21 protein-coding genes are annotated in these 21,165 nt (G+C 53.3%); 14 read left to right on the top strand and 7 right to left on the bottom strand.

The window, feature by feature from the left end; translation table 11 throughout:
• Positions 1–266 precede the first annotated feature (266 nt).
• Positions 267–1,148, bottom strand: coding sequence for a hypothetical protein (locus tag VB712_RS08420; protein WP_323254058.1), 882 nt, complete (start codon positions 1,146–1,148; stop codon positions 267–269).
• Positions 1,149–1,363: 215 nt separating this feature from the next.
• Between VB712_RS08420 and VB712_RS08415 the strand changes: the two genes are divergently transcribed.
• The 7 genes from VB712_RS08415 (at position 1,364) to leuB (ending at position 7,529) form a co-directional block, all read left to right on the top strand.
• Positions 1,364–2,656: a hypothetical protein gene (locus VB712_RS08415; protein ID WP_323254056.1), complete on the top strand. Its 1,293-nt coding sequence runs from the start codon at positions 1,364–1,366 to the stop codon at positions 2,654–2,656.
• Positions 2,653–3,324 (top strand): Holliday junction branch migration protein RuvA, encoded by a 672-nt coding sequence (gene ruvA / locus VB712_RS08410; RefSeq protein WP_416236295.1) that lies wholly within the window; start codon positions 2,653–2,655, stop codon positions 3,322–3,324. Before VB712_RS08415 ends, ruvA begins: the two co-directional genes overlap by 4 nt.
• A 432-nt stretch (positions 3,325–3,756) precedes the next feature.
• A complete protein-coding gene (locus VB712_RS08405) occupies positions 3,757–4,143 on the top strand; it encodes a hypothetical protein (protein ID WP_323254052.1) in 387 nt (128 codons plus the stop codon).
• Positions 4,130–4,279 (top strand): hypothetical protein, encoded by a 150-nt coding sequence (locus VB712_RS08400; RefSeq protein WP_323254050.1) that lies wholly within the window; start codon positions 4,130–4,132, stop codon positions 4,277–4,279. The genes VB712_RS08405 and VB712_RS08400 overlap by 14 nt, the downstream gene beginning before the upstream one ends.
• Before the next feature lie 63 nt (positions 4,280–4,342).
• Complete coding sequence (gene trpB / locus VB712_RS08395) at positions 4,343–5,590, top strand: tryptophan synthase subunit beta (RefSeq protein WP_323254048.1); 1,248 nt, start codon at positions 4,343–4,345, stop codon at positions 5,588–5,590.
• The gene (locus VB712_RS08390; protein WP_323254046.1) at positions 5,583–6,224 is read left to right on the top strand and encodes a ribonuclease H-like domain-containing protein; all 642 of its coding nucleotides are present in this window, start codon (positions 5,583–5,585) and stop codon (positions 6,222–6,224) included. The genes trpB and VB712_RS08390 overlap by 8 nt, the downstream gene beginning before the upstream one ends.
• Before the next feature lie 222 nt (positions 6,225–6,446).
• Entirely contained in the window at positions 6,447–7,529 is a 1,083-nt protein-coding gene (gene leuB / locus VB712_RS08385; protein ID WP_323254044.1) for a 3-isopropylmalate dehydrogenase, read from the top strand.
• Here the strand turns inward: leuB and VB712_RS08380 are convergent.
• The gene (locus VB712_RS08380) at positions 7,513–8,406 is read right to left on the bottom strand and encodes an FkbM family methyltransferase (protein ID WP_323254042.1); all 894 of its coding nucleotides are present in this window, start codon (positions 8,404–8,406) and stop codon (positions 7,513–7,515) included. The two genes, leuB and VB712_RS08380, sit on opposite strands and share 17 nt — an antisense overlap.
• Positions 8,407–8,599: 193 nt before the next feature.
• On the opposite strand from VB712_RS08380, the gene VB712_RS08375 reads away from it, so the two are divergent.
• Genes VB712_RS08375 through VB712_RS08365 form a run of 3 tightly spaced genes read left to right on the top strand, consistent with a single transcriptional unit; the run spans position 8,600 to position 10,287 of the window.
• Positions 8,600–8,968 carry a cupin domain-containing protein gene (locus VB712_RS08375; protein ID WP_323254040.1) on the top strand — a complete coding sequence of 123 codons (369 nt, stop codon included), beginning with the start codon at positions 8,600–8,602 and terminating at the stop codon, positions 8,966–8,968.
• 52 nt (positions 8,969–9,020) lie between these two features.
• Positions 9,021–10,010, top strand: a complete 990-nt coding sequence (locus VB712_RS08370) for a WD40 repeat domain-containing protein (protein WP_323254038.1) — start codon at positions 9,021–9,023, stop codon at positions 10,008–10,010.
• Positions 9,997–10,287 carry a DUF3288 family protein gene (locus tag VB712_RS08365; protein WP_323254036.1) on the top strand — a complete coding sequence of 97 codons (291 nt, stop codon included), beginning with the start codon at positions 9,997–9,999 and terminating at the stop codon, positions 10,285–10,287. The genes VB712_RS08370 and VB712_RS08365 overlap by 14 nt, the downstream gene beginning before the upstream one ends.
• A gap of 191 nt (positions 10,288–10,478) precedes the next feature.
• On the opposite strand, the gene VB712_RS08360 is transcribed toward VB712_RS08365, so the two are convergent.
• On the bottom strand, positions 10,479–11,414 hold the full coding sequence (locus VB712_RS08360; RefSeq protein ID WP_323254034.1) for a ribonuclease III domain-containing protein: 936 nt from the start codon (positions 11,412–11,414) through the stop codon (positions 10,479–10,481).
• Positions 11,415–11,540: 126 nt separating this feature from the next.
• On the opposite strand from VB712_RS08360, the gene bioU reads away from it, so the two are divergent.
• From bioU to VB712_RS08345, 3 genes are all read left to right on the top strand, one after another.
• Positions 11,541–12,518 carry a (S)-8-amino-7-oxononanoate synthase BioU gene (gene bioU, locus VB712_RS08355; RefSeq protein ID WP_323254032.1) on the top strand — a complete coding sequence of 326 codons (978 nt, stop codon included), beginning with the start codon at positions 11,541–11,543 and terminating at the stop codon, positions 12,516–12,518.
• 97 nt (positions 12,519–12,615) lie between these two features.
• Positions 12,616–14,616 (top strand): PAS domain-containing protein, encoded by a 2,001-nt coding sequence (locus tag VB712_RS08350; protein ID WP_323254030.1) that lies wholly within the window; start codon positions 12,616–12,618, stop codon positions 14,614–14,616.
• Between the two features lie 127 nt (positions 14,617–14,743).
• Positions 14,744–15,658: a histone deacetylase gene (locus VB712_RS08345; RefSeq protein ID WP_323254028.1), complete on the top strand. Its 915-nt coding sequence runs from the start codon at positions 14,744–14,746 to the stop codon at positions 15,656–15,658.
• Positions 15,659–15,853: 195 nt separating this feature from the next.
• On the opposite strand, the gene VB712_RS08340 is transcribed toward VB712_RS08345, so the two are convergent.
• The gene (locus tag VB712_RS08340) at positions 15,854–16,609 is read right to left on the bottom strand and encodes a pentapeptide repeat-containing protein (RefSeq protein WP_323254026.1); all 756 of its coding nucleotides are present in this window, start codon (positions 16,607–16,609) and stop codon (positions 15,854–15,856) included.
• Positions 16,610–16,718: 109 nt separating this feature from the next.
• On the opposite strand from VB712_RS08340, the gene VB712_RS08335 reads away from it, so the two are divergent.
• Entirely contained in the window at positions 16,719–17,324 is a 606-nt protein-coding gene (locus VB712_RS08335; protein ID WP_323254024.1) for a rhomboid family intramembrane serine protease, read from the top strand.
• Here VB712_RS08335 and VB712_RS08330 read toward each other — a convergent pair.
• From VB712_RS08330 to VB712_RS08320, 3 genes are read right to left on the bottom strand one after another with little or no spacing between them, the layout of a single operon-like run.
• Positions 17,321–17,968, bottom strand: coding sequence for an ExbD/TolR family protein (locus VB712_RS08330; protein ID WP_323254023.1), 648 nt, complete (start codon positions 17,966–17,968; stop codon positions 17,321–17,323). The two genes, VB712_RS08335 and VB712_RS08330, sit on opposite strands and share 4 nt — an antisense overlap.
• A gap of 4 nt (positions 17,969–17,972) precedes the next feature.
• Positions 17,973–18,641, bottom strand: a complete 669-nt coding sequence (locus tag VB712_RS08325) for a MotA/TolQ/ExbB proton channel family protein (protein WP_323254021.1) — start codon at positions 18,639–18,641, stop codon at positions 17,973–17,975.
• Between the two features lie 48 nt (positions 18,642–18,689).
• On the bottom strand, positions 18,690–20,924 hold the full coding sequence (locus tag VB712_RS08320; protein ID WP_323254019.1) for a dynamin family protein: 2,235 nt from the start codon (positions 20,922–20,924) through the stop codon (positions 18,690–18,692).
• Positions 20,925–21,165 lie beyond the last annotated feature (241 nt).

Below are 21,165 nucleotides of genomic sequence, written 5' to 3'. Positions count from 1 at the left end.
ACTGGGAGATTGGAGAGAAACGGATGGTGTGAAGAGAGGATAAGTCACAAAAATAGAACTGATTTACTTCTGACAAAGGGTTTTGAACGAGTACTTTGCAAACACAATCTTTTTTTCGAGGTTCCCTTATGAAGATTGGGAGTAATTCAATAAAGTGGGCATTGCTCCAATCCTCATTGTACCCTAACTTAGAAACCGGGTTGCTTGCACCATCTCACCACCCCACAACCACCCCCCAAAAACCCGATTTTTCACCCTCAGGATCATCAATCCCAAAACGAAACAGGCTCCCCCCTGCATCCCTCAAAAATCCTGATTTCTGGAGAGCGATCGCCCCTCACCAACAGATCACGAGCCACAAACGCCAACCCCTGCACCCGTAGCCGGTGATAGATGAACAACAGTTTTTTCGTAACCCGCTGCCATCCCCGCTGGAGAAAACCTTGGGGTGCTTCTTCAATCCGCCGTTGCTGTTCAAAATAGATCGCTTTAGCCGTGGGGGAGGATTGGCCTTGGCGAATTCGCACCGTTTCAATCTGATCATCAAAAAAATCTAAACCGGGCATTTCATGATGATGAATCGGAAAATTACTTTTGATCGCCGCTAAAGCCATGGCATAGGTGGGGTGTTTATGGAGGCCCAACGTATCAGCATAAAGGGCTAAATCCCCCCAAAGTTTGAGAAACTCCTGTTCACGGCCCTGATCTTGATGAAGCACAAATAAAAATTCATTAATAAACTTTAAATCAGGATGAGCAGGATCAACGCCAATCCGGTGCGCCATTTTCTCAATCACGTTCATTTTATGGCGAAGTTCGGTAGATTGGGGATGCTTCTCCCGTTGGGCTTGCAAATGGTGATGGAGATTGCCACAACTGCGGGCTGTTAAACCGGGTAAAAATTCCAGATCCGCCGGGATGGGCGCACAAATGCGCACATCAGCATCTAAATACATCACCGTTGGCACAAGCTTGAGGGCGGCGGCGATCGCAAATCGTCGCTCATGGTAGGGCAAAACCCCCCGACGGGCATGATTCACCACATGAACATTGGCCTGGGCAGCAAAGTAATGGGGTTGATTCGTATAGAGGATGAGCGCATGATCCGGAGCAAATTGGGCTAAATCGGTGGCTAGTAATTGAGCCATGCGATTATATTTTGTGCCAAAAGCAGCCGTGCAAAAACACAAAGATGATCGGCTTGTTGAGTGGGGCATGATTCAAAAAAATGGCAAACAAGGGGGATCATCGTCAAAGAGTCACCGAGATGGCATCCCTCCTTGGGGCCATCTTAGCGACGAATATAGTGATCAACCGGCCCCTTCCCATGGGAGACTAGGAACAACGACACATTTTGGGCAATATGGCCTATCCCTCTGGCCCCTATCAAAGTCGCTTATTTAACGCCATCAATCGCCAACGGCTCCGGTGGGGCGATCGCCTTGGCCGGGGGTTGCGTTCGGCCCAAGTGGCGGCGGTGTGGGGGCTGCAAATGTTGCTCTATCCCGTTTACCTCCTCACCCAATTGGGGCGAGACTTAGCCCTCCGTCTTGAAGCAGCGGTGACGCAAACCGAACCCCCCAGCCTAGAGCCGCCGGACTGTGATGGCCCCCTACGGCGCACCTTAGCTACCCTTGATGGATTTATTGCCCATCTGCCGGTGGCGGTCATACCCCACGGCTTACCGAAGGCGATCGCACCCACTGAAGAACTCCATCCGACAGTGCGGGGCATTGCCTGCGATTGTGACAGTCAAGGTTTGGTGTTAACCACAGAGGAAAATGAAAGCCTCGCGGTCTTGTCCCCCGATCAACAACAGAGCCTGGCCACCCAAATCCGCATTGAACTGGCGGATTATGCCTATCAAAACTACCGCCGTAAAATCCAAAGCTATCAATACCTGATCCCCGCCCGCCTTGGGGAAGATCCCCAGATTTGGCCCCTGTGGCGACGGTTTTGGCAATTGATGCGCTGGGTGCAGCAAAGTCCGGTGGCGATCGCCACCAATGTGTTTGGCGAAGCGCGGTTTGTGCCGCCGCCGTTGCTGTCGGTGGTGGTTCCGGTGAACCTGCCCCCCCTGCCGCTACCGGCAAACCTCTGTCAGCAGTTGGATCAATCAGCGATCCGTTTAGAAACACAGCAGGAGCAGTTACAGGAACAATGGTGGGCTTGGGTGGAGCGGGTGAGCGATCGCCCCGCCTTTCCCGGTACGGCCCAAGCGTTGGTGCAAAGGGCGATCGCCTACTTTTTCGGCATTGATCGCCCCAAGGCTCTACCGGAAACTGAACCCCGTTCAGAGAAACAACCCTGGCTCCATTGGGAAGAACTCCCCGCCATTTCCCCTGGTTTTGTCAGCCAAGTGCCGCAGCGGCGCTCCCTACTCGAACTAGATGCGGATATGGCCATTGAACTCTATTCCCTCAATCCTCCCCCTGTTGCCCCGCCGATGAAACCCCCCGATCCGCCCCCTGCCCTCAACCACTCCCCGGCCCAAACCCCAGATCATCAACCGGACTGGCTGGATGTGGAGGCTCAACCCACCGGCTACGAGCGCCATTGGTTGGAAATTTTGCTCAATGGGTTTGATCAGTTCATGGCGAAGGTGGAAAAGGTGGCGATCGCCTTTTGGCGTTGGTTGATCCGAGGATGGCGATGATTAGTTATCTCAAGGGCGATCCCGTTGCCATTATCCGCCGTCCCCCCCGCACGGTGTTAATCCTGGAAGTCCAAGGGATTGGCTATGAGGTGCAAATTCCCCCCCGGTGGTTGCCAGTGCCTTCTTCCACCCAGGGAGACGGGGAGGGCGAAAAATGTTTCGCCCCTACGAATGAGGGGACATTGATCCAGGTTTTTACCCATCAGCAAATTCGTGAGGATCACATGATCCTTTATGGTTTTCCCACAGCGGCGGAGCGGGATTTGTTTCGCCAATTAATTGCCGTGACGGGGATCGGGGCGCAATTGGCGATCGCCCTCCTCAACACCTTCAGCCTAGAGCAACTCGTCGAAGCGATTATCAGCGAAAACACTAAGGTCTTGATTCAAACGCCAGGAGTGGGCAAAAAAACCGCCGAACGGATCATCTTGGAATTAAAAACCCAACTGGGCCAATGGCGCAAAACCGCCGCCATCCCCGCCCCCGCTGTTGGTGGCCTCGATCCCACAATCCAGGAAGATGTCGAACTCACCCTCCTAGCCCTGGGCTATGAACCAGCGGAAATCTGGGAAGCCATTTCCCACCTCCACCAAGACCCCCGCCTCCAACAAAACCCCACCCCCGAAGACTGGATCAAAGCCGCCATCTCCTGGTTAAGCCAATCCTAGATTTTCGCCCGCTATGCTAAAAAGGGATTACAGCTTGTTCACCGATGAATTAACACATTGCCCTCACCCTAAATCCCTCTCCCAGATCGGGAGAGGGACTTTGAGGAAGGATCAAATTATTCTTGAACAGGCTGTAATTCATCTAGTAATAAATTACGACTGTATATGTTTAAAAAAAGAGATCGCGATCAACGTGAATTGAGATTCTGCATCCCAAAATCTCAATCATCTCGACTCGATCAATGGATGTTGGCTCTAGATACTCAAACAGCCACCCGACAACTGGAGACGGGTAGGGGCCTTTACGGACGCAAACTGGAAACATTTCAGATCAATTCTATTTGTCAGAGCCTTGAAATAGGAGAACCATTCCCTGATTGTGGAGTCTGCGGAGGAGGCTACAGGTACTCTTTTTTTCCAACCTCATTGGGTATGGTGATCACAGTCAAACATGGTGATTCTGGGGATATTATTGACTTGAGTGATGATTGTGAAATCAGAGATGACAAGTATGGGGGCTGTTTTTACATTCCAGAATCCCAAGTCACGCGATTGGAGGAATGGATTTTAGCCATGGATACTCAAATCGCTACCCAACAACTGAAGACGGGCAGGGGCATGGACGGACGTAAACTGGATGCAGTTGAGATTAATGCTATTGATCAGAGCCTTGAAGCAGGGAAGCCACTTCCTGATTATGGCGTGAATGGGGGAGGCTACAGATACTCTTTTTCTCCGAATACAATGGGTACTGTTGTTGTTGTGGAGAATGTTATATCTGGGGATCAGATTGATGTGAGTGACTATGAAGATTGGTAAGCTGGGTTCCCCATTGTTGGTCGTCACCCCTCTCAAGCCGATGCCAGAGCGACAGGTTTCCCTCGATTCCTTCGGGGGAGATGCCGATGCCTATCAAAAATGGCTTGATGCTCAAGCTATACCAGCGGAAGTTTGAGCCAATCCTCAAGCCCAAAACTCTCTATAATGGACTTTCTGCTCCCTATGTGATCCGATTACCGTGACTACTACCCCCCTCGCCGCTCCCACCCGCCAACCCGATGCCCTCGGCCGCTTTGGCCGCTTTGGGGGCAAATATGTCCCTGAAACGCTGATGCCCGCCTTGGCAGAACTAGAAGCTGCCTATGAACAGTATCGCCAAGACCCTGACTTTACCAGCGAATTGGATGGCCTCCTTAAAGACTATGTGGGCCGCCCTAGCCCCCTCTATTTTGCCGAACGCCTCACCCAATACTATGCCCGTCCCGATGGTACAGGGCCGCAAATCTACCTGAAAAGGGAAGACCTCAACCATACCGGCGCTCACAAAATCAATAACGCCCTCGCTCAAGTCCTCCTCGCTAAACGGATGGGTAAACAGCGGATCATTGCCGAAACCGGCGCGGGCCAGCATGGCGTAGCGACGGCTACGGTTTGCGCCCGCTTTGGGTTGGAATGCGTGATTTATATGGGTGTGCAGGATATGGAGCGCCAAGCCCTCAATGTGTTTCGGATGCGGCTGATGGGGGCGACGGTGCAGCCGGTGGAAGCGGGGACGGGAACGCTTAAGGATGCCACATCGGAAGCAATTCGCGATTGGGTGACGAATGTGCAAACCACCCACTACATCCTCGGTTCCGTAGCGGGGCCTCACCCCTACCCGATGATGGTGCGGGATTTCCATCATGTGATTGGCCGGGAAACCCGCCAACAATGTTTAGAAAAGTGGGGTGGTGTGCCGGATATTCTCCTCGCCTGTGTGGGAGGAGGATCTAACGCCATGGGGTTATTTTATGAATTTCTCCAAGAACCATCGGTGCGCTTAATTGGGGTAGAAGCGGCGGGTTCTGGGGTGGAAACGCCCTACCATGCGGCGACGTTAACGAAGGGAGAGCCGGGGGTACTCCATGGGGCGATGAGCTATCTGTTGCAGGATCAGGAGGGTCAGGTGGTGGAGGCCCATTCGATTAGTGCGGGGTTGGATTATCCCGGTGTGGGGCCGGAGCATAGTTATTTGATGGAAACGCACCGGGCAGAATATTACAGTGTCACCGATGCTCAGGCGGTGGAGGCGTTGGAGCGGTTATCGCAATTGGAGGGGATTATTCCGGCGTTGGAAACTTCCCATGCGATCGCCTATTTAGAAACCCTTTGCCCTCAACTCAGCGGCAATCCCCGGATTATCCTCAACTGCTCCGGCCGGGGGGATAAGGATGTGCAAACGGTGGCGAAATATTTAGCAGAGCGGGATGGAAAAAATCATGGTTGAGGCGAATCTGGAAAACTTTCAAGTGTGCGATCGCGATCTCGATGCCGCCACCCTCGCCCGCTATCAGGGGGCGGAAGCCTTGGCCATTGATACGGAAACCATGGGGTTAGTGTTGGGGCGCGATCGCCTCTGTTTGGTGCAAATCTGCGATCCGAGCGGCTATGTCACCGCGATCCGCATTGCCCTGGGGCAACGGGAGGCCCCGAATTTAAAAACCCTGTTGGAATCCCCCCAAAGTACGAAAATTTTCCACTATGCCCGCTTTGATGTGGCGCAGTTGAAATATACCTTTGGCATTGCAACCGCGCCAATTTTCTGCACCAAAATCGCCAGTAAGCTGGCCCGCACCTACACCAGTACCCACGGATTGAAGGCATTGGTGCAGGAACTCACTGGCATAGAACTGGATAAAAGTTCCCAAAGTTCCGACTGGGGCAATCCCGCCAACCTTTCCCCCCAACAGTTAGCCTACGCTGCCAATGATGTGCGTTATCTGGTGGAGATGCGATCGCAACTCACGGCCATGCTCCAACGAGAAGGCCGCTGGGAACTGGCAGAACGTTGCTTTGCAACGTTACCGCTATTTGTCGATCTGGACATAATGCAGTTCAAAGATATCTTTGAACACAAGTAGGGGCGAAAAATCTTTCGCCCCAAACCCATCCATTGGCCCCACTAATTTCTAATCTCATGCCATCGCCCCACTAATCTCGGCCATGGCTCTGCCATGGCATGGGCATCAGGTGGCTCCGCCACCGAATCCAGTCATTTCCCTTAAAAATTTCCATCCCCCGTTTTTCTCGCCCCAACCAGATCGGGTAAACTCAAGGATCGCAATGCAAAAGAATAAAGAATCATGACGCAACACCGGATCACGCTGCTGCCAGGGGATGGAATTGGCCCGGAAATTATGGCCGTTACTGTGCAAATTTTGGAGGCGATCGCCCCCCGTTTTGACCTGGAATTTGTTTTTACTGAAGCCTTGATCGGCGGCGTGGCCATTGATGCCACCGGCAACCCCCTCCCCCCCGAAACCCTCACCCAATGCCAAAACAGCGATGCGGTTCTCCTCGCCGCCATTGGGGGCTATAAATGGGATAATCTCCCCCGCGCTCAACGACCGGAAACGGGCTTATTGGGCCTGCGGGCCGGTTTGGATCTCTTCGCCAACCTGCGCCCCGCGACGATTCTCCCCCAACTCATCGATGCCTCCAGTTTGAAGCGGGAAGTCGTGGAAGGGGTGGATATTATGGTGGTGCGGGAATTGACCGGCGGCGTGTATTTTGGCCAACCCAAGGGCATTTTTACCGATGAAACGGGCCAAAAGCGGGGCGTAAATACGATGGCCTATACAGAATCAGAAATTGATCGCATTGCTCAGGTGGGGTTTGAAACCGCCCGTAAACGGGGGGGGAAACTCTGCTCGGTGGATAAAGCCAATGTTTTAGATGTCTCCCAACTGTGGCGCGATCGCATCACTGCCATGGCTCCCCAATATCCCGATGTGGAACTTTCCCATCTTTACGTTGATAACGCTGCGATGCAGTTAGTCCGCGCTCCCAAACAGTTTGATACCATCGTCACCGGCAACCTGTTTGGCGATATCCTCTCCGATGCCGCTGCGATGCTGACGGGGAGTATTGGGATGCTCCCCTCTGCGAGTTTAGGTGCGCCGGGGAAACCGGGAGTTTTTGAACCCGTTCACGGTTCCGCTCCCGATATTGCCGGCCAGGATAAGGCCAACCCCTTAGCCCAAGTCCTCAGCGCGGCGATGATGCTCCGCTATGCCCTCGATCAACCGGCGGCGGCGGCTTGTTTAGAAAAAGCGGTGATCACCGTTTTGGATCAGGGTTATCGCACTGGGGATATTATGTCCGAGGGGATGACATTAGTAGGATGTCAAGCCATGGGGGAAGCGTTGCTCAAGGCTTTGGCTTAAGCACCTGCCAACCGCGCGATCGCAATCTTGCCTGCGCCCGCTCCGGTTCCAAGGTGGCTAAATAGTTGGGCGGTTCCCAAGGATGAATCACCGGATAGTCCGCCGGATAAAGCAGGGGCCGCCAAAACCCTTTCCAAAGGCGAAAAACAGTGTAACCTTTGCTTTCTAAATAGCTGCTGGCGGGGCTGGGATAGCCCTCGTGCTGTTCGTAGAGAATATCACGGATGCAATGGTGAGTGAGGAGGCGATCGCACCCTTGCAAGGCCGCCAATTCATGGCCCTCAATGTCAATTTTAACCACGCCAATGGGCAAATCATCGGGGAAATGGCGATCGCCCGTCGTCACCGTCACAACTTCCTGCCGCAATGTTTCCGCCGGATTGGGATCATCCCCGGTTAGTAACGCCGCCTCGCCGCGATTGTGTTTGGGAATCCGGAGCGTGGCGGTTCCCGGTTGATCAGAAAGGGCGAGGGGGAGCAGTTCGATGGGGGAAGCATCTTTGCACCTATGGCAATTAGCCACCAATTCCTCATAAACCTCCAGATTGGGTTCAAAGGCAATTACCCGCCCCTGATGCCCCGTTTTTGCCGCCAATAAACCCGTAATATAGCCAATATTTGCGCCAATATCTAACACTGTTTCCCCCAGATCAGTGAGCCGCCAAAGGCTTTCCGTGAGGGCTAAATCATAAATCCCCATCATCCATAAAGACCATTCCACCTTGTCATCGGGATGGGGACGGATGGCGATCGCCCCGCCCCAAGGCAAGGGCAGGGTTTGCAGATCAGCAATGGCGGTTCTACGCCGGAAACGATGCCAAATTTGCACCGGCTGGAGGAAATATTCAGGGCGATTGAGGGCAGTGGGAAGGGTCATCGATTCAGGGCTGGCGGGTTTTGGCCTGGTTGGCATTGTTCTCGCGGTGCGGGTCAGTATTGCAGCCATCCAGGGTTTGTTCAATTATACGAAATGCACTTCGGCCTGTAGGGGCGAAAAATTTTGTGCCTCCGGCAGGCTTACGCCAACACCCCTACACCCGTTAATTTAGAACTTTATCCCCTTAACCATCATGTTAATTCGCGCCTTAGCCGATTGTGAGGAATTTATTGCGGGCGATCACACCCGCCTCCGGGAACTCCTCCACCCCGATAAACAGCCCCTCGATCTCCGCTACAGCCTCGCCCATGCCACCGTTGCTCCAGGGGAAACCTCAACCCCCCATGCCCTCACAACGAGTGAGGTGTACTACATCCTTCAGGGGAAAGGGCAGATGCACATTGGGGAGGAAGTGGCCACCGTTAAGCCTGGGGATGCTATTTATATCCCCCCCGAAGCCCACCAATATATTGAAAACATCGGCACAGAACCCTTGATCTTTCTCTGCATCGTTGATCCCGCTTGGCAAGCAAGGGATGAAATCGTGTTTGAGGCAGAATGAAGCCGCCCCCCACGCTAGACTAAAGGAAACCGATTAGCCCCCGATCAATCCTATGCTCCAACGGTTTTTGTGGGCTACTGTGGCCATAGGTGCGCTCCTGCCCCTCCCCAGTCATGCCCAAACCCCTCCCCTCAACATCACATTTCAAGCCCAAACCACCGCCGTTAATGCGATCGCTTTTACCTCCGATGGCGATATTTTGATCAGCGGTGGGGGCCACAATGATGGCCGCCTCAGGTTTTGGCGCACTGCCACGGGCCGGATGCTGCGCACGATCCGCAGTCAACGCATGGGCATTAGTGCGATCGCCCTCAGCCCCGATGGGGAACATTTAGCCAGTACAGGGGAAGATGGGGAAATTCACTTTTGGAGCCTTACCGATGGGGAATTTAAGCACACATTGCGGGATCATCGCGGCAACGTTTTAGATTTGGCCATCACCCCCGATAATCAAGTGCTAATCAGTGCGGGCCTTGATGGGGTCAAAGTTTGGGACTTGCAACGTTATCGCCCCCTCTATACCCTCACGGAATTTCAACCCATCGCCCACCTGGCCCTCCATCCCAATGGCCAGATCCTGGCAGGCGGCACACCGGACGGCCATGTATTCCTCTGGAATCTGCGCAGTGGCGAGGCGCTGGCAAATCTCCCTGCCCATGAGGTGGCGATTACGGCTTTGGCCTTTACTGCCGACGGTACAACGCTGATTACAGGGAGTGGCGATCGCACCCTCAAACTCTGGGATCTCACCACCAATCGCCTCCAAACAACGCTAATGGGTCACACCGGCCCCATCACCGCCCTCGCCCTCACCCCCGACGGCCAAACTTTGATGAGTAGTAGCCACGATGGCATCCGGGCTTGGGATCTCGCCAGTGGCAATCTGCTCACCTATTGGCAGGGCCATCAGGATTGGATTACGACCCTAGCAATTTTTCCCAATGGCCAGGGGATTGCCAGCGGCGATTTAAGTGGCAAAATTAAACTGTGGCAATGGCCCCCTGAACTTCCCCCTGAACCTGAATTTGATGAGCCAACTTGACCAACGTCACCCCCAAGAAAGCCGCGATCAACGCATTATCGACATGATCCGACAGGATGGTCAACTCTCGGACTACAACAAGGTGGAGTTAGCCCGCCTGCTGATTCGTTATCAAAATTTTCCCGGTGCGCGGCAAATTCAAACGGAACTCCAAGGGCTATTAACGCAATACCAACTCACGGAAGCGGAACTTTTCGCCCAAACCCGCGCCATCCATGCCACGGGCCAAATTTACCGTCGCAGCAAAGGGGGCGACGAACCCCAAGACTGGAGTTAGGGACTAATGATCCCCCCGGCTGCGCCGACCCCCTTAACAAGGGGGTGTACTCTTGAACCCCCCTTGTTAAGGGGGGGCAGGGGGGGATCTCCCTTCGCCTCAATATTCACGATCCCCCCGGCTGCGCCGACCCCCTTAACAAGGGGGTGTACTCTTGAACCCCCCTTTTTTAAGGGGGGGGCAGGGGGGGATCACGCCGTCGGCATTTCCTCTTCTAGAATTTCATAGAACCGCTCTCGCCCCAATTGGTAATCTTTGCTGGCATAGCCTAAAACATTGCGGATAATCCATTTTTGCGGTTTTTGATCCCGCAACAGTACTGTAATCGCCTCCCGTAAAATTTCATCGGTTTCTAAAATTTCCCGATTGAACCAGTCGTAAACCGTGGCGTAGGGGTTGCGGTTCTGTTCTCCTTGGGCGAGATAGGTTTGGATTAAGAAGGTTTTAAAGCCTGCGCTGCTATTGCCTAATGCTAAACTTTTGGTTTTGTAAACTTGCAATTGTTCCTTACTGATCAAATTGCGATGGAAACGGCTTAAATATTTTGGCTCTACGGCGTTGATGTGCTGATAGAGCCAATCGGCGGTTAGGGTTTTGAGCAGGGCATTGCCGAAAAAGCGCTGTTGTAAATCTAGTTCTGCCCGCTCTTTTGTGTCTTTTAAATGGCGGGCGAGGAGGGGGGCGATGAGGTGCTTGATCAGCCAGTTGCGGGTTTGGGGATAGCCGCGATCGCTATGGATCGCCCCCACCAAAGCGCGAAATCCCGCCTCAAAGGGGTTATGGGGCCGTTGGGCTAACATCGGCCGCTCTTCTTTGAGCACCATGAAGGGGTAATCATCCCCTAAACCGAGGTGGAGCCAGGTTTTTGTGAGCCGTTCTGGTTCGGTGAGTTTTTCGGCTAACCCTTTGTAGTTGGTGACTTTGAGGTAGGGGCAATGGTGATAGAGGTAGTCGGCGATCGCCAAATTTAAAATTTCATCCCCTAAAAAGATCAACCGCTCATAGTTCTGCTCCGGTTGGTTGATCTGGTGGCCATAGGAGGGATGGCTGAGGGCGAGAAAGAGTAAATCCGGGTGTTTAAACGTGAGGTTAATTTTCGTTTCAACGGCGGCAGCGTTCCAATCCATAGCAATCTTGGGGTTTAACCTGGGGTAATTCCTACGCTAGCACAGGCGTTGATCCCCGTTGCGGCGGATTGCTCTAGGGGGCCGGCCACGGGGGATAATGGAGGATCTCAGGATTAGGAGGTCAAAATGATTAACGTTGGTGTTTTAGGGTTTGGTGGATTGGGGCAGGCCGCAGCGCGACTGCTTGAGGGGAAAACGGAAATGCGTCTGGTGGCAGCGGCGGATCAACAGGGTTATGCCTATCATCCTGAAGGGTTAGATGTGGCGGCCTGCTGTGGCGTTTACCAAAACCAAGGCTCTTTAGGTCATCTGCCCCATTATGGCGTGATCACCCCGACGAGCATCGCTGACTTAATCGCCCAAGGCGGCGTAGATGGCTATTTCTTGGCATTGCCCAATTTGCCTAATACATTTATGGCCAGCGTTGCGGAGCAATTTATGGCCGCCGGTTGGCGTGGGGTGTTGGTGGATGCACTAAAACGCACCAGCGCCATGGAGCAGTTGATCTCGATGGGCGATCGCCTCCAGGCCGCTGGCATTACCTACATGACCGGCTGCGGTGCAACCCCTGGCCTGCTCACCGCTGCGGCGGTGATTGCCGCCCAAAGCTATGCGGAAATTGACCATGTTAAAATTACATTCGGCGTGGGCATTGCCAACTGGGAAGCCTACCGCGCCACGATCCGCGAAGACATCGCCCATATGCCCGGTTATAGCGTTGAGAAAGCCCAGGCCATGAGTGATGCCGAGGTAGAAGCCCTGTTAAACCAGATGCACGGCATCATTACGCTGGAAAATATGGAGCACGCCGATGATCTGATGTTGGAATTGGCGGGGGTTTGTAGCCGAGATCGCGTCACCGTGGGGGGAATTGTGGACACCCGCAACCCGAAAAAGCCCCTGAGTACCAATGTGCAAATCACCGGCCGCACCTTCGAGGGTAAAACCTCCACCCATACCTTCACCCTAGGGGATGAAACCAGCATGGCGGCCAATGTCTGCGGCCCCGCCTTTGGCTATTTGAAAGCCGGGATCAACCTCCACCGTCGCGGCACAATGGGCCTGTTTACCGCCGCCGAGATCATGCCCCAATTTGTCTGCTAACTTATGCTCCTCTTCCTGCGTTAGCCTCGCCACCGCTGATCCCTTCGAGGCTAGAGCAGATCGCGTTACACTGAAGGCATTCCCCTTTGTTGCCCCCATGGCTCAACCCCAATCCACTAGCCCCCTGAGTCACCTCTGGATTGAACAATCTCCGATGGCGATCGCCGTTTTTGACCAGCGATTACGGTGCATTGTGGCCAGTGAATTATGGTGTAAAATCCACCAAATTCAACCGGATCAGGTCAAGGGGGCTACATTCGGGGAATTGATGCCCACGTTGCCCCCCCATTGGCAAACTGCCCTGGAGCAAGCCCTCAAAGGGATTTCCATCAGCAATGAAGGGGAATTACTCAACATCCCCCAAGGTAAACGGGAATGGGTGCGTTGGGATGTCACGCCTTGGCGGGATACGCAGGGGAAAATTGCTGGGGTGATGTGGTCGAGTACGCTCCTCACCAAGCAGCGCAAGCAGGCCCTCCGCCGTCAACAGCAGGAAGAGCATATCCGGATGATCATCGATCATTCGGTGCAGTTGATGGCGCTGCTCACCCCAGAGGGGCAGATTTTGGAGGTGAATAATACGACGCTGGCTTGGGCGCGGTTGCAGCGGGAATCGGTGCTGGGGCTGTTGTTTTGGGATGTGCCTTGGTGGGAGATGTCGGTTTCTAATCAGGCCAAGTTGAAGGGGGCGATCGCCAAGGCCGCCAATGGGGAATGGGTACAGCGGGAAATCACCGTCTATCGTGGTGAACAGGTGACGGTGTTGAACTTTTCCATTACGCCGATTACCGATGAACGGGGGGAGGTGTGCTATCTCCTACCGGAGGGTCAGGATATTACAGAACGCAAAAATGCTGAACAGGCGATGATTCAGCAGGAAACCAATTGGAACACCGCCCAAAAGTTTGCCCAGGTGGGGATTTGGGAATGGAATATTCTCACGGGGGAAGTGATTTGGAGTGAGGGCGTATTTCGCATTTATGGCTTGAATTTAGAACAGGCTCCCCCCAGTTTGGATCGTCAGGTGGATTTAATCCATGAAGGCGATCGCCAACGGTTTTACACCACCCTCTACAACACGATCTACCATGAAGATCCCTATGATTTAGAATTTCGGATCATCCGCTCCGATCAAAGTCTGCGCTATATCCACGCCCAAGGCCAGCCCCGCCGCACCGAACAGGGGGAAGTCTCCCATCTCTTTGGTATTCTCCTTGATATCACTGATCGCAAACAATTAGAATTTCAACTCCAACGCAGTCAAAACCAACTGTTAGAACTTGAAAAAATGTCTAGTTTGGGGCAATTACTCGCGGGAGTCGCCCACGAAATCAATAACCCCGTTAACTTCATTTACGGCAACCTCAGCCATGCCGAAAACTATATTCAAGACCTCCTCAACCTCATCGCCCTCTACCAAACCACCTACCCCCAACCCGCCTCTGCCATTCAGGAAGAAATCGAAGCCATTGATCTGGAATTCTTGATCGAAGATCTGCCTCAACTCTTTGCCTCGCTTCAAGTCGGAGCAGATCGGATTAAAGAAATTGTCGTTTCCCTGCGCCATTTTTCCCGGATGGATGAAGCGGAAATGAAGCTGGTGGATATTTACGAAGGGTTAGAAAGTACATTAATGATTTTGCAAAATCGCCTCAAGCCCCGGGCGGATTCCGTGGGGATTATCGTGATCAAAAACTATGCTGATTTGCCTAAAATTCAAGGCTATGCCGGACAGTTAAATCAAGTATTCATGAATATTCTCAGCAATGCCATTGATGCCCTCGAAGAGCGGGACGGCCAACCGGAACAAAAGCAAAAACCCAGCCAAATTGTGATCACTACTGAAATCTTACCCACCGGCAAAGGGATTCAAATCCGCTTTATGGACAATGGCCCCGGCATTCCCCCCAGCATTCAACGCCGCCTTTTTGATCCCTTTTTTACAACAAAACCGTTAGGGAAAGGCACAGGCCTAGGGCTAGCCATTAGTTATCAAATTATTACCGAAAAACACCATGGGGAATTAGTTTGTCAATCGCAACCTGGAGCCGGGACAGAGTTTAGAGTTACCATTCCCATTGAGCAGGAGGTTGAATAGGGAATAGTTGACAAATTTTCAGTCATGAACCACAACATTGTAGGGGCGTTGGCGTAAGCCTGCCGGAGGCACAAAAATTTTTCGCCCCTAGGCCCATTTATTTTACTCCCTACTCCCCACTCCCCCCATGGTTGCCCTCATTTATAGCGATCGCTTCCTCGACCACCTCACCGGCCTCGGCCATCCCGAATGCCCCCAACGGCTGACGGCGATTGTGGAGGCGCTGCGGGCTGCGCCTTGGGGCGATCGCCTCGCTTGGCATCTTCCCACCCCTTTAACGGAGCGCGATCCCCTCCCTTGGATTACGCAAATCCATGATCCCCAATACCTCGAATTGCTCCAACACCTCGCCCAGCGGCCTGGGGGGGGCGCATTGGATCTAGATACGCCGGTATCCCCTGATAGTTATGATGTGGCCTTATTAGCAGTCAATGCTTGGCTCGATGGCGTGGATTTTGCCCTGAGGAATGAGCCTGCCTTTGTTCTCGCCCGTCCCCCCGGCCACCATGCCACTGCCAAAATGGGGATGGGGTTTTGTTTGTTGGGGAATGGGGCGATCGCCGCCCATTATGCCCTTGCCCAACCGGGGATTCATCGCGTCGCTATTCTGGATTGGGATGTTCACCACGGCAATGGTACGCAGGATCTGATCGAAAATAATCCAGCGATTTGCTATTGCTCCCTCCACCAATCCCCCGCCTACCCCGGTACAGGCCGGGCCAGCGATCAAGGCCATCATGGCAATGTCCTCAATATTCCCATCCCCCCCAACAGCCTTTTTCCGACATACCAAACCGCCTTTACTCAGCAGGTGATCCCGTTTTTAAGCCAATTTCAGCCCGATCTGTTGATCGTCAGCGCGGGTTACGATGCCCTCCACGCCGATCCCCTTGCCTCCATCTGTCTCCAGCCCGCCGATTTTGCCCAACTCACCCAACAAATCCGCCCCCTAGCCCCCCGCCTCTTTTTTGGGTTGGAAGGGGGCTATGATTTACCGGCCTTGGGGGCGGCGGTGGTAGCAACGCTGGAGGTGTTGGTTTAAACTCACATTCCGCAGGTTTAGACTCTTGATCTTGGTCAATGGTCCGTCAGAAACAAATGGATCATCAGTATGATCATTGATCCGCTCTGACGCACCCTACAATCAAGGCGTAGGGTGCGTCAGAGCGATTAAGCCAGGACGAAAAAGAGAAGCGGAACGGCTGACGCACCATTGACGCACCATTTATTGAGCAACCTACGGAATATCGGCAGTGGGGGCATCCTCACAATCCGCCCCAACAATATTGCCATCGGGCATCACCGTCCGACATAAAACCGCATCGGTAAAATCCGCTCCACTGAGCAGGGCATCACGGAAATTGGCATCGGTTAAATCGGCGTTGGTAAGGTTGGCTCCTCGTAAATCGGTGTGATCAAACGTGGCGGCGGTAAAGTTAGCTCCGTAAAAATCCGTGCTTTGCAAATTTGCCCAGGTGAAATCCACCCCGGCAAAATTTGCGTCTTGGGCGTGGCTCTGGGTGAGAGTGGCACGGTTGAGGTTGGCGGCGGTGAGGTCAGCGTTGATTAAATCCGTCCGTTGCAGTTGAGCCTCACTCAAATCGGTGCCTTGGAGTTGGGCCGCAAAGAGCGTCGCATTGTCGAGAATGGCGCGGCGGAGAGCACTGCCGGTGAGGTGGGTGTAGCGCAGATGGGCGGCGGTGAGGTTGGCCCCGTTGAGGCTAGAGCCGCGCACATTGGCAAAACTGAGGTTGGCAAAACTGAGGTTGGCCCCATTGAGGACAGCGGTTCGCAGCGAAACCCGCTCTAGGGGGCGGCGGCTGAGGTTGGCGGTGGTGAGGTTGCAGCGATCGCACCGTCGGGTTATCAGCAATTCCTGAATATTCTGATCCAATTCCCGAATCAATGCCGGGTCTTGTACCGTTGCCCCTAGGGGTAGGCTTATTCCCACCGCTAATCCAGTGATCATCCCCATCCAGCCCAGTTTTACCATCTTTCCCCCTTCATCACTGCCTTGTACTCCCACTATATCCTCCCCTCTCCCCGGCTTGATCCCCAAAGCGAGAATGCCATACTAGATGAAGTTGCCTTTTTCAAAAATCATGCGCCACCCGGATAAAGAGTCTGTTCGCGAAGAACTCCAAACCCAGATTCAAATTCTTGGCTTTTTTGTCACCACATTCTGGGTTTTAGAAATTCTCGACCAATTTATTTTTCAGCACCTGATGCGGGGAGGGTTGGATCGCTTCGGCATTGTCCCCTATAACCTGATTGGGCTACGGGGTATTCTCTTCGCCCCCTTCCTCCATGGCGGCTGGGGCCATCTCATCGCCAATACGGTTCCTTTTCTGATCCTCGGTTGGCTGGTGATGGTGCAACAGACAAGGGATTTTTTCACCGTCACCGCTTGGACAATGGTTGTGGCGGGTTTAGGAACCTGGCTGCTTGGCTCTCCCGGCTCCGTTCACATTGGAGCCAGTGGCTTGATCTACGGCTATTTTGGCTTTCTCCTCTTCCGGGGCTATTTTGAGCGGAATATTCCTTCCATTGCCCTCTCCCTCCTCGTTTTCTTCCTCTATGGCAGCGTGATCTGGGGCGTGCTTCCCGGCCAACCGGGGATTTCTTGGCAGGGGCATCTGTTTGGCTTTATTGGCGGTGTGTTGGCGGCCCGTTCCCTGAGCCGCGTTCGTGGGGATGGCCGCATTTAGGGGGCGAGGGGTAACTCAACGCCCCCAGGCGGTTCTAGCTCATTGGGGGTTTCTAGTTCAGGGGCCGGCACACCGTAGGGATCGAGGGGGGCTAACTCCGGTGCTAAGGGATTGGGTTCGATGGGTTGAGGGGGATCAAGGGGGTTGGGTTGGGTTTCTGGGATGGCTTGGCCACCGGGCAATGTGGCGAGGGCGATGCGATCGCCCCCCACTTCCCGCAAAATATCCAACACCTGAATCACCTCATCATAACGGGCTTCCTTCGAGGCATAGAGCACCATCAAACCATTGGGGCTGGTGAGCATATAATTGCTCACCGCTTGGGAGAGTTGATTCCTTGTGGAAACGGGGCTTTGCTCCACATAGACCTGGCCAAAATCATCCAAACTGATGATCAGCATATCCTGCATCTGGGCTGATCCTGTGGAGGCCTTGGGGAGGTTCAAGCTAATCGCCTGCTGCCGCGAAACCCCCACCGCCGCCAAGATAAAGAACGTCAAAATACAGAAAATCACGTCAATGAGGGGAATGATCTCAATGCGCACTTCCTCCTGCTGTTTGTGGGTATCCTGCCAGAGGGTGAGGGGATGGGTGGCGGGAGTGGGGGCGCGTTTGCGGGGTTTTTGCGGTGTGGATGGGGTCATAGGGCTAAATCTCTAAAATTTTCTTAGGGGTGGGATTTTTGGACAGTTCCACATCCGCCCAACGTTGGCGATAGAGTAGCTCTAAATCACTGCCCGCCTTGCGAAAAACCCGGATTTGGCCAAAGAGGAAGGCTTGAAACAGGCGATAAAAGGCAAGGCTGATAATCGCCACCACCAAACCCGCTGCTGTGGAGATCAGTGATTCCCCGATCCCCAAGGTGACACCGGCCGTGGAAGCGGTTCCCAAGTCACTGATGCTAATCGAACCGAGGGAATTAATCAGACCCAACACCGTCCCCAATAACCCCAGTAAGGGCGAAAGGGCGATCACCGCTTCCAGCACCTTATCGCCCCGCCGCATCATCGCCAATTCATCATCGGCGGCGGCTTCGAGGGCTAGGTGAAAGACCTCCGGCTCCGGTTCTTGGAGGTTAAGGGGTGTGAAAAAAAAGCGACCCATGGGGTGATCCCGATAGTCCCGTGCCACTTCCACCGCTGCATCCCAGTTGCGATAGGCGGTGTCCATGATGCTCATCAGGATCTGCCGCTCTTGGAGCAGCACCCGTGACCAAAACCAGAGGCGATCAAAAATGGCCCCCATGGCCAGGATCGAGAGGAACAGGAGGGGCCAGATGGCTACCCCACCTTTATCAATGATGTCTTGAAATGTCACAGTGTTTTATCCTGCTTGAACCAATAGCAATGCGCTGATCAAGGGTGATTATACCGAAGGCGATCGCCAACTGTCGAGTAATCGCTGTAACTCACTGAGCTTGACCAAATAGCGGTCTAACCCTTGTTTTTGCAGTTCGAGAAACGCCAAAATTTGATCGACTTGGGCTTCCCGCGTTTCCCGCTCCTTCACCAACCGCTCAAACTCTAATAAAAACCGATTAATATAGTCATTAATTTGTTTTTCCACCACGGCAAAATCTTCCCCCACCTGTTGCTTAATCACCCGCTCCACTACAATCAAACTCCCCCGCGTCTGAGCATCGATTTCCCGCTGAATCGCCTGAATTGTTTGGCGCAGATCAATTTCATAATAGGAGCGGTGATCATCCACCTGAATATCCACCTCATAATCCCGACAGAGGGCGGTTTTTTTTTCCCGCGTCCAGCGACTATAATTTTCCGTCTGGCGTTGCACCTGGGTATCAATGCCTTGGAAATCAAAGATCAGCATTTGGATCGGGTTAATATTCATCGAAATTTGCAGGGCATCGCCGAGATATTGGGAAAGCTCATCGGAAATCGGCTGAATATTACGCTGCATCTCATCCACCAACTCCCGCCGAATTTGTGTCCCATAGCGAGAAAGATGATCCTGGGTATTCGTCCACCAATCTTTAATCAAAATTGAGCAAAAGCGATTAATATCCGCCTTGACCTGCTCCACCTCTGCCTCACTTTGGCATTGAATCACATAGGGATCTTCCGCATCTTCAACGACAAAATTGCGCACCACTTTTTTAAAGGAATCCGCGAGTTTTTGCGGTACGGAAAAATTCAGCGGTTCCGGCTCTGCACTTTCTTCGGTCGGCTCTGGGGGTTCAGGACTGGCATAGGGGTTAAAGTCTGAAAAGCGATATTGGACAAACAATTCAAATTCCTGCTGAATTGCCAGTTTCGCACGGGTGGCAAAATCAGTAATTTGCCAACGAAATTGCGCCACTAATTTTTGCTCTTGATCTTCGACTAACCGCTTCACACCGCGAATCTGAACAATGGCGTTTTTCGCCAGCCGTTTATATTCCTCCATTTTTTGCCGCAGGGGTTTGATTTCCATGCTCCAGCCTTGGATGCGCGTGTTGAGGATGTCTTCGACGGCATGGGCGGAGCGATCGAGGCGGGCGGTGATATCTCGCAATAGGTTCCAACCGGAATTACGGACAATATCTGATAAAATTGACCGCTCAATATTGGGGATCAGGCTATCTTTGAGGGCTTGATGGGCAAGTTTTTGCGGGGAAGGGAGGATCAGATCGCCGTTGGGGGTTTCTTGGGCATAACGACCACTAAAAAACCGTTTAAAGTCTTTTAAATGGATATCGGTGGCGGTGTTATTTTGAATCAGTTTAGCGAGTAATCCTTGCCAAGCACTAGCGGGATAAACAATCGGATTATGAATGCCGAATGCTTGCAGACTGCGGCGCAAATCGTCGATAACATGGGCAATGGGGCGGTCTTCTTCGGTTTTGCGATCAATTTTATTGAGGATGAAATAAATGGCCCGCTGGCTACGATTGAGGAATTCGCCGCGTTCTTGGGTGAGTTGCCGCAATAGTTCGGAGTTGGTGCTTTCTTTAAAGGAGGAGTAGTCAAGGATGAAGAGGATCACATCACAGTTGCGGAGGGCGGCGAGGGTGGTTTCCCGCAGATCGAGGGTGTCGAGGGCAGCATCGCGCCATTCGTTGGGGCCGGGGGTATCGACGAGGGTGAAGCCATGGAGGGCGGTGTAGGGGGTGAGGGCGGTGATGGGGTGATAGAGTTCAAAGCGGGTGGTGCGATCGCGGTTCCCTGTGGCGCGGATCCAATGGGTGCGTTGCAAAAATTGTTGACGAATGAGGTGGGAATCCCCCTGGGCGAGGGTGACGGGGTGACGTTCGTTTTCCCGGTATTCGAGGAGGTAGGGGATTTCACCAGGGGCGATCGCCTTAATTTCCGTCCGGCACACCGTACAGGATTCTGTTTCCGATGCGAGCACATCCGCACCAATCAGCGCATTGAGGAATGTACTTTTTCCCGCCTTCATGGCCGCAATCACCGCCACTTGGTAGCGTTGCTCCTTCAGTGCCATCAAGGCCTGTTGAATTTCCAGTTCTAAATCCTGGAGGGTTGAGCGATCCTCTTCGGGGGCCACCTGTTTGGCCCGCAGGTTTTGCAAAAACTGTACCAAGAGTATGCCCAGATTATGCAAACTGTCGTAGGCGGCTTGAAAGGGCTGGGAGGACATTAGCGCAAAGGAAGGGGGCAAGAGTGACCCCATTATAATAATCCTTGCTCTCCTTCATCGGCTGTTTATGGGTTTGCCCTTGGGGTGGAGAAAAGACAGGGGGCGATCGCCCCGCCCCAACTCCCTCCAATGGCGAAAAATCCCCCTCTAGAGGGGGATAGCGACTTCAGTCGTGACTACGAACCTGCGTCGCGTTTGTCGTGGGGACTTCAGTCCTCTCTTCCATCCAGAAAATCTATAA

The sequence above is a fragment of the Spirulina sp. CCNP1310 genome (genome assembly GCF_034932185.1).
GTDB lineage: Bacteria > Cyanobacteriota > Cyanobacteriia > Cyanobacteriales > Spirulinaceae > Spirulina.
The sequence above is the reverse complement of the archived record's forward strand: the minus strand, read 5'-3'. Positions and strand labels throughout refer to the sequence as shown.